This is a genomic window from Hallella faecis, assembly GCF_018789675.1.
In the GTDB taxonomy this organism is placed as follows: Bacteria; Bacteroidota; Bacteroidia; order Bacteroidales; family Bacteroidaceae; genus Prevotella; species Prevotella faecis.
The window spans coordinates 37,913-49,808 of record NZ_JAHKBE010000010.1 but is presented as its reverse complement, the minus strand read 5'-3'; the positions used below and the strand labels follow the sequence as shown (position 1 = coordinate 49,808).

At 53.9% G+C, this 11,896-nt stretch carries 11 protein-coding genes; 4 read left to right on the top strand and 7 right to left on the bottom strand.

Features of this window, described 5'->3' with window-relative positions:
* Genes mreD through rodA form a run of 3 tightly spaced genes read left to right on the top strand, consistent with a single transcriptional unit; the run spans position 1 to position 3,813 of the window.
* Positions 1–501, top strand: a complete 501-nt coding sequence (gene mreD / locus KM934_RS04160) for a rod shape-determining protein MreD (protein WP_215759364.1) — start codon at positions 1–3, stop codon at positions 499–501.
* A gap of 5 nt (positions 502–506) precedes the next feature.
* Entirely contained in the window at positions 507–2,357 is a 1,851-nt protein-coding gene (locus KM934_RS04155; protein WP_215759363.1) for a penicillin-binding transpeptidase domain-containing protein, read from the top strand.
* On the top strand, positions 2,338–3,813 hold the full coding sequence (rodA, locus tag KM934_RS04150; RefSeq protein WP_215759362.1) for a rod shape-determining protein RodA: 1,476 nt from the start codon (positions 2,338–2,340) through the stop codon (positions 3,811–3,813). Before KM934_RS04155 ends, rodA begins: the two co-directional genes overlap by 20 nt.
* Before the next feature lie 354 nt (positions 3,814–4,167).
* Here the strand turns inward: rodA and KM934_RS04145 are convergent, their stop codons facing one another.
* From KM934_RS04145 to KM934_RS04130, 4 genes are read right to left on the bottom strand one after another with little or no spacing between them, the layout of a single operon-like run.
* Positions 4,168–4,626 carry a gliding motility lipoprotein GldH gene (locus tag KM934_RS04145; RefSeq protein ID WP_215759361.1) on the bottom strand — a complete coding sequence of 153 codons (459 nt, stop codon included), beginning with the start codon at positions 4,624–4,626 and terminating at the stop codon, positions 4,168–4,170.
* Positions 4,623–6,053 (bottom strand): regulatory iron-sulfur-containing complex subunit RicT, encoded by a 1,431-nt coding sequence (ricT, locus tag KM934_RS04140; RefSeq protein WP_215759360.1) that lies wholly within the window; start codon positions 6,051–6,053, stop codon positions 4,623–4,625. Before ricT ends, KM934_RS04145 begins: the two co-directional genes overlap by 4 nt.
* A 30-nt stretch (positions 6,054–6,083) precedes the next feature.
* A complete protein-coding gene (locus KM934_RS04135) occupies positions 6,084–7,229 on the bottom strand; it encodes a DNA polymerase III subunit (RefSeq protein WP_215759359.1) in 1,146 nt (381 codons plus the stop codon).
* Positions 7,230–7,232: 3 nt separating this feature from the next.
* The gene (locus tag KM934_RS04130) at positions 7,233–8,189 is read right to left on the bottom strand and encodes a methylenetetrahydrofolate reductase (RefSeq protein WP_215759358.1); all 957 of its coding nucleotides are present in this window, start codon (positions 8,187–8,189) and stop codon (positions 7,233–7,235) included.
* Between the two features lie 219 nt (positions 8,190–8,408).
* On the opposite strand from KM934_RS04130, the gene KM934_RS04125 reads away from it, so the two are divergent.
* Positions 8,409–8,786, top strand: coding sequence for an L-rhamnose mutarotase (locus tag KM934_RS04125; protein ID WP_215759357.1), 378 nt, complete (start codon positions 8,409–8,411; stop codon positions 8,784–8,786).
* Between the two features lie 28 nt (positions 8,787–8,814).
* Here the strand turns inward: KM934_RS04125 and KM934_RS04120 are convergent, their stop codons facing one another.
* The 3 genes from KM934_RS04120 to KM934_RS04110 form a co-directional block, all read right to left on the bottom strand.
* Positions 8,815–9,555, bottom strand: coding sequence for an HAD family hydrolase (locus KM934_RS04120; protein WP_215759356.1), 741 nt, complete (start codon positions 9,553–9,555; stop codon positions 8,815–8,817).
* 48 nt (positions 9,556–9,603) lie between these two features.
* Positions 9,604–10,812, bottom strand: a complete 1,209-nt coding sequence (locus KM934_RS04115) for an MFS transporter (RefSeq protein WP_215759355.1) — start codon at positions 10,810–10,812, stop codon at positions 9,604–9,606.
* A gap of 287 nt (positions 10,813–11,099) precedes the next feature.
* Positions 11,100–11,894 (bottom strand): exodeoxyribonuclease III, encoded by a 795-nt coding sequence (locus KM934_RS04110; RefSeq protein ID WP_215759354.1) that lies wholly within the window; start codon positions 11,892–11,894, stop codon positions 11,100–11,102.
* Between the last annotated feature and the right edge of the window lie 2 nt (positions 11,895–11,896).

Here is an 11,896-nt window from a genome sequence, read left to right as displayed (position 1 = left end):
ATGAACATTGATTTCTTTAAGCGGTTGTTGCTCTTTCTTGCCCTGTTGTTGGTGCAAGTGTTGGTGCTGAACAATATCCATTTGTTCGATTGCGCTACACCGTTGCTTTACGTCTATTTTGTCGTTAGTTTCCAGCGGGGATACCCCCGTTGGGCTATCTTGTTGTATAGTTTTCTCTTGGGCCTTTGTGTGGACATTTTTGCCGACACGCCTGGTGTCGCTACTACCTCGCTGACTCTTGTGGGCTTCTTGCAGCCCTATGTGCTCGAGTTGTTCATGCAGCGCGACGATGATGAGAACTTCCAACCAGCTATCTACTCTATGGGTCCGCTGACCTTCTTCTATTATTCCCTGTTGTTGATGTTGGTCTATTGTGTGGCCTTCTTTACCCTCGAGACCTTCTGTTTCTTCAATTGGGTGCAGTGGTTGCTGAGCATCGGGGGCAGTTTGGTGCTTTCCGAAGTATTGCTCATCGTTGTTGATGGCATTAGGAAGAAGTAATATTGATGAAGGATTTTAATCTCGACAATCGCCGTTATGTTATAGGTGGTGTAGCCGTAATTATTGTAACGATCTACATCATCCGCCTTTTTACGTTCCAGCTCCTCAGCGACGACTACCGTAAGAGTGCCGACTCCAATGCCTTCCTCAAGCGCATTGAGTTTCCCTCGCGTGGTGTTATTCGCGACCGCAATGGTAAGTTGTTGGTGTTCAACCAGCCGGCCTATGACATTATGGTGGTGATGAACGAAGCCAAGGGACGTCTCGACACGCTCGATTTATGTCAGACGTTGGGCATTACCAAGGAGTATTTCATCAAGCGCATGGATGAGATCAAGGACCGCAACAAGAATCCTGGATATTCGCGTTTCACCCAACAGCTCTTCATGAGCCAGATCAACGATAAGGATTACAGTGTCTTCTATGAGAAGATGTTCCGCTTTCCTGGTTTCTATGTGCAGAAACGCACCGTCCGCCAGTATGAATATCCCTACGCCGCCCATATCCTTGGTGATGTGGGTGAGGTGTCGCCGTCCGATATCGAAGACGACGAATACTATCAGGCCGGCGATTATATCGGTAAGTTGGGTGTTGAGCGTAGCTACGAGAAGCAGCTTCGCGGTGAGAAGGGCGTTCAGATCCTCTTGCGCGATGCTCATGGTCGCATCCAGGGCAAGTATCAGAAGGGACGGTTCGACCGTCGTCCGCAAGCCGGCCACGACCTGACATTGGGAATCGACATCAATCTTCAAGCCACCGCTGAGCGTATGTTGGAAGGAAAGATAGGCGCCATTGTGGCTATCGATCCTCAAACCGGACAGGTCTTGTGCATGGCCTCTTCGCCCTCTTACGACCCTCGGTTGTTGGAAGGACACAATCGCAGCAAGTACCACTCCTACCTGTCGCGCAACACGTGGAAGCCTTTGCTTAATCGCGCCATCATGGGACAGTACCCACCGGGCTCCACGTTCAAGACCACACAAGGCTTGACCTTCCTGTCTGAAGGCATCATCAATAGCCATACCGTGTTCCCCTGCCATCGTGGCTTCTCTTATAAAGGCTTGCATGTGGGATGCCACAGTCATGCGGCGCCCTTGGCCATCGTGCCTGCCATCAGCACGTCTTGCAACGCCTTCTTCTGTTGGGGACTGTATTACATGATGTCCAATCGTCGTAAGTACGGCACGGTGCAGAACGCCATGAACACCTGGCGCGACTACATGGTGAGCATGGGCTTTGGCTACCGCTTGGGCATTGACCTTCCGGGTGAGAAACGCGGACTCATACCCAACGCTGGTTTCTACGACAAGGCTTACAAGGGCTCTTGGAACGGCCTGACGATCATCAGTATCAGTATTGGTCAGGGCGAGGTTAACCTCACGCCGTTGCAGATTGCCAACCTGGGTGCCACCATCGCCAACCGCGGCTATTATTATGTGCCTCATGTGGTGAAATCCATAGCGGGCATGCCGCTCGACACGCTCTATACCAACCGCCACTACACACGTGCCACACGACGCTCCTACGACATCATTGCGGCAGGCATGCGCTCGTCGGCCTTGGGTGGTACGTGCCGCATGCTCGCATCGTTGCCCTTTGCGGCGTGTGGAAAGACAGGTACGGCCCAGAACCGTGGTCACGACCACTCCGTCTTTATGGGTTTTGCACCTATGGACAATCCGAAGATTGCAGTGTCGGTTTATGTTGAGAATGGTGGATGGGGAGCCGATTACGGTGTTCCCATGGGAAAGGTCATCATGGAACAGTATATCATGGGTAAGTTGAGCGAGGCCGGTGAACGCCTTGCCACTGAAATGCAAAAACGTAGAATTGGATATGGAAATGCAGAACGATGACAAGCAGCAGCCCAGTGTGCTTCGCAGTCTTGACTGGTGGACGATAGGCATCTACCTTGCGTTGCTCGCGTTTGGGTGGATCAGTGTCTGCGGAGCCAGTTACACGTATGGCGAGACCGATATTTTCAGTTTCGCCACCCGTTCGGGTATGCAGATCATATGGATAGGCACGTCGCTCGTCCTGGGCTTTGTGTTGCTCATGCTCGACGACCGTTTCTACGACACCTTTGCCTATGTCATCTACGCCTTGTTGTTGCTGCTGCTCTTTGTAACCATCTTCAACCCTCATGAAATTAAGGGTTCGCGGTCGTGGCTGGTGCTGGGCCCCCTTCGCCTGCAGCCTGCCGAGTTTGCCAAGTTTGCCACGGCGCTTGCTGTGGCCAAACTCATGAGCACCTACGGTTTCGACATCCATAAGCCCAAGCATCTCGCTACGGCTATGGCGCTCATACTCTTGCCTATGCTGTTCATTGTGGGGCAACGCGAAACCGGTTCGGCATTGGTCTACCTTTCGTTCTTCCTGATGCTGTATCGTGAGGGCATGCCAGGCGGCATCCTCTTTACGGGAGTGGCCATGGTGGTTTATTTCGTGGTAGGCATCAAGTACGAACAGGTGTGGTTGTTGAATACGCCCACGTCGCTTGGTAAGTTTGTTGTGCTGCTCTTGGTGCAAATGTTCACCTCGGCCATGGTCTTTGTGTATTGCAAGGAGAAGGAGCGTGCCATTCGTGTAGGTCTCATCTCGCTTTCCATCACGGTCGTAGCGTTGCTTTTCTCCCTCTATGTCATACCGTTCGATGTAGTGTGGGTCCAGTTGATCGTGTGTGCCTGCCTTGTGGGTTACTTGGTCTATGAGGGCTTGTCCACGCAAATTGTCCATTACCTGCTTATCGCTTTGTTCTCCGTGGGTTCCATCGCGTTCTTCTATAGCGCCGATTATCTGCTCAATAATGTGATGGAGCCCCACCAGCGTGTGCGCGTCAATGTGTTGTTGGGTCTCGATGAAGACTTGGCTGGAGCAGGCTATAATGTTCATCAGAGTGAGATTGCCATTGGTTCTGGAGGCCTTCGTGGTAAGGGTTTCCTCAATGGAACGCAGACCAAGTTGCGCTTTGTTCCTGAGCAAGACACCGATTTTATCTTCTGTACGGTGGGCGAGGAAGAAGGTTTTTTGGGATCAGCTGGCGTGTTGCTGCTGTTCTTGGCGCTTATCTTGAGGCTCATTCATTTGGCCGAACGGCAACCGTTCAAGTTTGGGCGGGTCTATGGTTACTGTGTGCTAAGCGTCTTCCTGTTCCATCTTTTCATCAATGTGGGCATGGTGTTGGGCCTAACGCCTGTTATTGGCATACCGTTGCCCTTCTTTAGTTACGGAGGATCGTCGTTGTGGGGTTTCACCATCCTGCTCTTCATCTTTCTACGTATAGATGCCGCTCGCAACCTTGTGCGCAGCTAAGAACGAGTGATGGCCCCCTATCAAGTCATGAGGCCATTGGGGTTCAACCAACATGATCTTTACTAAACCCCAATCGGTCATTAGACCGAAACAGGTGGGTTGTTAGGACCTTCTGGATTCTTTCCAACTCTTGTCAGCGTTTCTTTCGGCATCTTGCTTCCATTCGCATTTCGCCATAGCCCGCTATGGCTTCAATGCGAATGTCGCAACCTGCTCGAAACAAACACTAACAAGAATTGAAATCTAATGACGATTTGGGCTAAAAGGCGACCTGCCGCATCGCAAAGTCATTCGATTTGTGGTGCGGCAGGTCGCCTTTAGTGCTATCATTTTTCCCCAATGACCGTTTGGGTTTTATTGCCTTCTCTCCAGTTCGATGCCGATGTCCGACACGCCTGGCAGTATTTCGCGCTTCATGTCGTGGCGAACGGTGATGTGCAACGAGTCGTTCTCATTGAGTTGCATGAGCGAGACGGGGAAGTGGTATTGGTAATAGCTTACGCCTTTGCCCCTTACCTGTCCGTCCTTGCCCATCAGTGGGCAGTTGATGGTGTCTATTACCGTCTTGTTGGCGGGTAGCACCGTCTGCTCCACAATGAGCGTCATGCTGATGAAGGGAAATGCGTTGTTGATGCGCAGTCCCATGCTGGTGGCGTACAATCCTTGTTTGGCCAAGGGTGGAACTTCAAATTTCAGCGTGTCGATCTTCTCCCATCCGGCAATGGGCGTGTGGTTGTAGTGGTCGTAGACTTTGTTGCCCGTACACGCTACACATAGCACGCCTGCCATGAGGAATGCCATTATGTGTTTCATGCGTTCTCCTTTGGGGTAGGTTGTCCTTGTGGCTTGCTTGGCTGTGGATTGGCGCCCTGTTGCGGCTTGGCACCCTGCTGGGCTTTGGCTGGTTGCTGCTGGTTGGCCGTTTGCTGTGGCTTGCCATTGGGTTGCTGTGGCTTAGCCCCCTGTTGGGGTTGCTGTTGCGCTTCGCCCTTGGGTCCATTGGTACGGTTGGGCTTGTTGGTGCGGTTGGGCTTGTTGCGTCGTTTCTGTTGGTTTCCGTTTCGCGGAGCCTCGCCCTGCGGCGCATCCTGACGCGGCGAGTTTCCTTGTTGGTTGGTTTGTGCGGGTCGGTTGTCGGCTTTCGGCTTGTGGCTCTTCTGTCCTCCCTTCTTCTTTCGTTTCGACTTGTCGAATCTGCTCAGGTCTGCATCTGCCAGCAGGTCGATGGGCTTCTTGGCCTCCTTCGCCCTGTCGTCCTCTTGCAGCGAGAGCGGTTTCTCACCTTGTCGGTTCATGGCGATGACCTCCTTGGCGCGCTCGGCAGTTATTGTTTCGAGGTTTACAGCCAGGTTCTTGTCCGACGAGTAGGTGCAGAGCCCTGCCAGGATGTCGGTTTTGAAGAGGAAGAAATCGCAGTCTTGCGTTTGCAGTATAGCGTCCTTGGGCGGCAATTTGCGTCCAGCCTCCATGTAATCGTCCACCTCATAGTTGAGGCAGCATTTCAACTTGGCGCACATGCCAGCCAACTTCTGTGGGTTGAGCGAGATGTCTTGGAAGCGTGCGGCGTTGGTCGACACGCTCGAGAAGTTCTTCATCCATGTGGCGCAGCACAACTCGCGTCCGCAAGGTCCTGTTCCACCGATGCGTCCAGCCTCCTGTCGCGCTCCGATTTGCTTCATCTCAATGCGCACGTGGAATGTGGCTGCCAAGTCTTTGATGAGCTGACGGAAGTCCACACGTTCGTCGGCGATGTAGTAGAATATGGCTTTGTTTCCATCGCCTTGATATTCCACGTCGCCAATCTTCATCTGCAATCCGAGGCGTTTGGCGATCTGTCGGCTCTCGATCATGGTGTTGTGCTCGCGCGCCTTGGCCTCATGGTATTTCTCCATGTCCACAGGCTTCGCTATGCGATAGATGCGTCGTATGTCGTCGGCCGATTTGAGGTTGGCCTTTTTGATCTGCAAATGTACAAGGCGTCCGGTGAGTGTCACCACGCCGATGTCGTGTCCGGGATTGGCTTCCACAGCCACAATGTCGCCCTTTTGCAACCTGAGGTTATTGACGTTGTGGTAATAGCCTTTTCGCGTATTCTTGAACTGCACCTCCACCAAGTCGGTCGACTCAGCGTTGCCGGGTACATCGGCCAGCCAGTCGTAGGTGTTGAGTTGCTTGTCCTGTCGCCCCACAGCGGCGCTGCAGAGTCCACGGTCGCATCCCGTACATGTATTATTGTTCATGATAATTGTTTTTAGATGTGATAAAAGGTGTCATCTCCTAAGGAGTATGATCATATTGAGAGCCAAGTTGAAGAACTGAATCTTCGCATTGGCGTTCTGTCCGATGTCGCGGTGTGTGCGTTGTAGCATTTCAGCCATTTCCACCACATTGCGCTCATTGATGAATCGCGCGAAGTGTTGGCTAAACTTTTCCTCTTCCTGCGTCATGTAGTTGAGCGCTGGTTGCTGAAAGTTGAACATGAAGTTTTCGCGCACCAAGTGCAGGAAATAGGTCAACATGCGCCGTTGTTTCTCTCGTCCCAGACCGGCCACATTGTCGCTCCAATTCTTCAGACCTTTCATTTCGCGCATGTACGCTTGTCGCATGAGGTTCACGAAGAGGTCGAAAAACTGTCGGTTTTCACTGTCGCTGTCGAGCTCCTCCATGGCTTTCAGCCAGTTGCCGCATGCCGTATGTGCCACGCGTTGCGCCATGTCGGCGTCCAGTCCGCGCCTGCTGATGAGCGCCTGCTCCATGTCGGGCGTGTCGATGCGGTGCACGTCGAATCGTTGCACGCGACTGCGAATGGTCTCCAGCAGCCGTTCAGGCTCCTCGCTCACCAAGAGAAACACCGTTTGCGAAGGTGGTTCCTCCAGCAGTTTGAGCAGTTTGTTGGCACTGGTTATATTCATTCGCTCGGGCAACCATATCAGGCTTACCTTGTATCCGCCCATTGCCGACTTCATGTTCAGCACGTGGGCGAGCGCATCGCTTTCCGCCTCGAAGATCGCGGCTTGCTGGTTTTCGGCATCCATGGCCGTCATCCATTGGTCCATGGTGAAGTAGGGTGTCTTGCCGATCAGCGTTCGCCACTCCTTTGCAAAGTCGTCGCTGGTTATCTTTCGGTCGCTCGACGCGCCCTTGGGGCGTATCACGGGGTATGAGAAATGGAGGTCGGGGTGTTGCCATTTGCCCAGCATCGCCTCAGCGTTGGCCGTGGCGGCGTTGTTGGTTAGCAGCGAGTGGCCGTCGTGCCGCTCGCCCAGGAGGTAGGAGGCGAAGGCCAGGGCCAATGCCAGTTTGCCGCTTCCCGCCGGCCCGTTGAACATAAGGGCGTGTGGGACGCGTTGCTCCTCGACAAGTTGCAACAACCTGCCGATGGCTTCGCTTTGACCGATGACTTCGCTAAATTGCATATCTTATAGTAGGTTTTTGGTTATTTGTACCACGCTGTCCATGGCCGACACGGTGTAGAAGTGTATGTCTCTCACACCGTGCGCATAGAGTTCCTTACACTGTGCCGTGGTCCATTCCACTCCGAGCGCCTTGGCTTCCTCGTCGGTTTTGCACTTCACGGCTTCGGTAGCCAGCTCTTGTGGCATGTCGCAGTGGAACGTCTTGGGCACCTGTGTTATCTGTGTGAGTTTGGCAAACGGCTTGATGCCGGGCACGATAGGCATGGTGATGCCCATCTCCCTTGCCTTCTTCACAAACGCAAAGTATTTCCTGTTGTCGTAGAACAGTTGTGTCACGGCGTAATCAGCTCCGAGGTCTTGCTTTTCTTTCAGGTATTTCATGTCCATCTCGAGGTTAGGCGCCTCCTCGTGCTTCTCGGGATAAGCCGCCACGCCGTAGTGGAAGGGCTTTCCGGGGTTGCGCATCTCCGATCCGTCGATGAAGCGTCCTGCGTTGAACTCGTTCACCTGACGTATCAGGTCGGTGGTGTGCGTGTGTCCGCCGGGAGTGGCGGTAAACATGCGGTCCTCCTTGGCCTTGTCGCCACGGAGCAGCAACACGTTCGTGATGCCTAAGAACTGGAGGTCGATGAGCTCGTATTCGATCTTCTCGGCTGTCGTACCGCTGCAGATGACGTGTGGGATGACGGGCACCCCATAGCGTTTCTGAATGGCGGCGGCCACTGCGATGGTTCCCGGTCGGCGGCGCAAGCGCAACCGTTCATATTGTCCATCCTCCCGTTCACGATAAATATATTCGCTGTGATGTGTTGTGATGTTGATGTAGAGCGGGTCAAGATCGCCCAGCTTGTCGATGTTTCGAAACAGCGTTTCTGTTCCGTTGCCCTTCAGTGGGGGCAGCACCTCAAAGGAAAATCGGTGCGCGTTTGTGTTGTCGTTGAGTAAGTCTATGACGCTCATGAACTTTTGTCATTGATGTATTATCCGCTACAAAGTTAACAAAAAAGTTTCATAATCATTCGTTTGTAGTCCATTTTTCCACAATTCGTCAACGCATGCGCTCTGTGTGATTGGGTGGTTGCTCCTGTTGCTGTGGTTTTTCTCGTTGAAAAGCGGCGTAAATGTTGTGGTCTTCCGCAACTATTGCGTATCTTTGCATACACTAACCATTCCATAAATATGACAGAAGGATACAAGCAACAAGAGTATCATGGTCCGGTGAAGCGTTATTGCCAGACCATGGATTTGAAAGACAACCCCGAGTTGATTGAGCGCTATTGCAAGGCCCATAGCGAGCAAGAGTTTTGGCCCGTCATTGGCGAGGGTATCCGTGCGTGCGGCATCCTCGAGATGGAGATTTACATCTTGGGCAACCGATTGTTCATGATCGTTGAGACGCCCATCGATTTCAATTGGGACGAGGCTATGGCCAAACTGTCAACCTTGCCGCGCCAGCAGGAATGGGAAGATTTCGTGGCTGTGCTGCAAGGCTGCCAGGCCGGACAAACCAGCGATGAGAAGTGGAAGATGATGGACCGCATGTTCCATCTTTACTAAACCTCCATCCGACGTAAACACCCTTGTCTTACCCTCGTTCGGCATCCACCAGGTTGGTGAGCTGGCCGAAGTGGGTGATACGTGCGAGGCGTGGATGGTCGTACTCCTCTGTTTGCTCGTGTCGCCAGATGCTGGTGAAGGGTATATGCACGGCCCATCCTCCGAGCTGCAACACGGGCTCTATGTCCGACCGGAACGAGTTGCCCACCATGAGCATGTGGTCGATCTGCGTATCGAAGAGGCGGCATAGCTTGGCATATTCGGCCTGTGTCTTGTCGCTCACCACCACCACATCATCGAACAGCGGTGCGAGGTTCGAGCGCCTTACCTTGTTCTGTTGGTCGAGCAGGTCGCCCTTCGTAAACACCACCATGGCATAGCGCCCCGACTGCCGCAGCGCCTCTAGCGTGGGGCGTACCTCGGGCAGGGGTGTGGCGGGCAGTGTGAGCAGCGATTTTCCCAGTTCCACGATGCGCAGCACATCGGCCGCGGCAATCTGTCCGCGACTCACCTTTACCGCGTTTTCCACGAGCGATAGGGTGAACGCCTTGCTTCCGTAGCCCAGCAGTGGCATGTTGGCCGTTTCCGTTTGGAAGAGCATTTCGGCCACGGTGGGTTCATCGGCGTAGGGCGCCAGCAGTTGTGCGTAGGCCTTTTCCACATTGTCGAAATGGCCTTGGCAGTCCCATAGTGTGTCGTCGGCGTCGAAGGCAAGGAGCCTGATGTCCTTGTCGGCCAATTGTTTGATATCTAAGTTGTTGTCGTTCATGTTATAGGGAGTGGAAGCGGGCGTTTGCCCAGGCTTGCTGAATGGTTATTACTTTTCCTTGTTCATCTTTGGCAGGAACACGGCGCCGATGCCTATCAGTGGCAGCAACGTGCTGATTTTCAGTACGCTGTCGATGCCCCATGCGTCGGCAATGTATCCGAAGAGGGCGCTTCCCACACCGGCCGCTCCAAACGAGAGGCCGTAGAACAGTCCGGCCACGATGCCCGTGTGATGGGGCATGAGATCGGTGGCAAAGACGAGGATAGCCGAGAAGGCCGATGCCATGACCATGCCGATCACTACCGACAGCACGATGGTGGCCCAAAGGTTGGTAAGGTAGGGTAGGGCGATGGTGAACGGGGCTGCGCCGAAGATGGAGAACAGGATGACGCTCTTCCGTCCATAGTTGTCGCCTATCCATCCGCCCACCAGTGTTCCCACCACCTGCGAGGCGAGAAAGACAAACAGGCAGTATTGCGATGTTTGCACCGTCACGCCAAACTTGTCGATGAGGAAGAACGTGTAGTAGTTGGTCATGCTCGCCGTGTAGAAGTTCTTGGAAAACATGAGGATGAACAGCAGCACCACGAAGAATATCTTCCACCTCATGGCGTATGTCTTGGCGGTACTCCAGGTCACGGCGTTCACCTTGCGGTGGTTGGCCAAAGCCTTCACGTGCCACCGTCCCACGTAGTAGAGCACACTCGATGCCACCACGGCAATGATGGCAAACCAGCGCACGGCATGTAGTCCGTGGGGTATGATGATGAGTGCGGCCAAGAGCGGTCCGATGGCGTATCCGCCGTTGCCTCCCACCTGGAAGATGCTCTGCGCCAAGCCTTTCCTGCTTCCGGCTGCCACCTGTGCCACCTGCGACGCCTGGGGGTGGAATATGGATGATCCACATCCCATCAAGGCCACCGCCAGCATCACCATGGCGTAGCTCGTGGCCATCGACAGGATGAAGATGCCTGTGAAGGTGAACAGCATGCCCACGGCCAGTTGCCATGAGTGGTGGTGCTTGTCGGCATAGATGCCCACGAGGGGTTGTATCACCGATGAGGTGATTTGCAGGTTGAGCGTCAGCAGGCCGATCTCCACAAACGACAGGTTCAGTTCCTCCTTCAGCAGTGGGTAGATGGCTGGGAGCATCGACTGCATGGTGTCGTTGAGCAGATGGCAAAAGCAAACGGCGAACAGGATCATGAATGCGGTGTCGCCTGCCGTCTTGCTGGCTTGTGCTTTCGAAAAGAGCATAATCTGTTTACTGGTTGGGCTTGTTAATCTCTTGGGAAGGACCACCTTCAGGTGTTTCCCTCCCTATCTGTTTTTCACTGCAAAGTTATAAAGAAAACCCCAATGCCAAAAGTTTTCTCTCAACGAAAATGCTTGTTGTGGGCCCACCTGCAAAAGCGCGTGTCTTTCGTTTGGTGTAGCTTAAGGTAACGCCGCCCGCCCTTGTTGCTTTCATGACGAGAGCGGCAGGGGCGAACGGCGCCGTGTGAGGCCAAAGGCCAGAGGCTTTTGGTCCGTAATGGATGTTGTTAGATGTTGAGCTCCAACGCTACGGGGCAATGGTCGCTGCCCATGATGTCGGTGAGGATGGAAGCGCTGGTGACGTTCTCGTTGAGTCTCTTTGACACGAGGAAATAGTCGATGCGCCACCCCGCGTTTTTCTCGCGTGAGCGGAATCGGTAGCTCCACCAGCTGTAGGTCACCTCATCGGGGTGCAGGAGACGGAAGGTGTCGGTGAAGCCACTATTGAGCAGATCCGTCATCTTTTGCCGTTCCTCATCGGTGAATCCCGCGTTGTTGCGGTTTGTCTTGGGGTTCTTCAGGTCGATCTCCTCGTGCGCCACGTTGAGGTCTCCACACACGATGACCGGTTTCTTCTTGTCGAGCTCCATGAGATAGGCACGAAAGTCGTCCTCCCACTTCATGCGGTAGGGCAGTCGACGCGGCTTCAGCTCGCCCTCGTTGGCGTTCTGCGCGTTGGGCGTGTACACGCTGACGATGTAGAACGCCGGCATTTCCAGGGTAATGACCCGTCCCTCATGGTCGTGCTCATCGATCCCCATGCCGTAAGTCACGGCCAAGGGATGCTGTCGCGTGAAGATGGCCGTGCCGCTATACCCTTTTCTGTCGGCGTAGTTCCAGTAGCTCTCATAGCCCTCAAACTGCAGGTCGAGCTGTCCAGCCTGCAATTTCGTTTCGTTGAGGCAGAAGAAATCGGCATTGAGCTCGCGGAACACCGCCTCGAATCCGGGCTTGTTCTTCTCGGCGTCGGGCTTCATGCACGCCCTCAGGCCATTGACATTCCAAGAGATGAACTTCGTCATGG

Bases quoted from the DNA above. Each gene is read 5' to 3' on its own strand.
- mreD (WP_215759364.1), top strand. From the start codon at position 1: ATGAACATTGATTTCTTTAAGCGGTTGTTGCTCTTTCTTGCCCTGTTG.
- KM934_RS04155 (WP_215759363.1), top strand. From the start codon at position 507: ATGAAGGATTTTAATCTCGACAATCGCCGTTATGTTATAGGTGGTGTA.
- rodA (WP_215759362.1), top strand. From the start codon at position 2,338: ATGGAAATGCAGAACGATGACAAGCAGCAGCCCAGTGTGCTTCGCAGT.
- KM934_RS04145 (WP_215759361.1), bottom strand. From the start codon at position 4,626: ATGAAACACATAATGGCATTCCTCATGGCAGGCGTGCTATGTGTAGCG.
- ricT (WP_215759360.1), bottom strand. From the start codon at position 6,053: ATGAACAATAATACATGTACGGGATGCGACCGTGGACTCTGCAGCGCC.
- KM934_RS04135 (WP_215759359.1), bottom strand. From the start codon at position 7,229: ATGCAATTTAGCGAAGTCATCGGTCAAAGCGAAGCCATCGGCAGGTTG.
- KM934_RS04130 (WP_215759358.1), bottom strand. From the start codon at position 8,189: ATGAGCGTCATAGACTTACTCAACGACAACACAAACGCGCACCGATTT.
- KM934_RS04125 (WP_215759357.1), top strand. From the start codon at position 8,409: ATGACAGAAGGATACAAGCAACAAGAGTATCATGGTCCGGTGAAGCGT.
- KM934_RS04120 (WP_215759356.1), bottom strand. From the start codon at position 9,555: ATGAACGACAACAACTTAGATATCAAACAATTGGCCGACAAGGACATC.
- KM934_RS04115 (WP_215759355.1), bottom strand. From the start codon at position 10,812: ATGCTCTTTTCGAAAGCACAAGCCAGCAAGACGGCAGGCGACACCGCA.
- KM934_RS04110 (WP_215759354.1), bottom strand. From the start codon at position 11,894: ATGACGAAGTTCATCTCTTGGAATGTCAATGGCCTGAGGGCGTGCATG.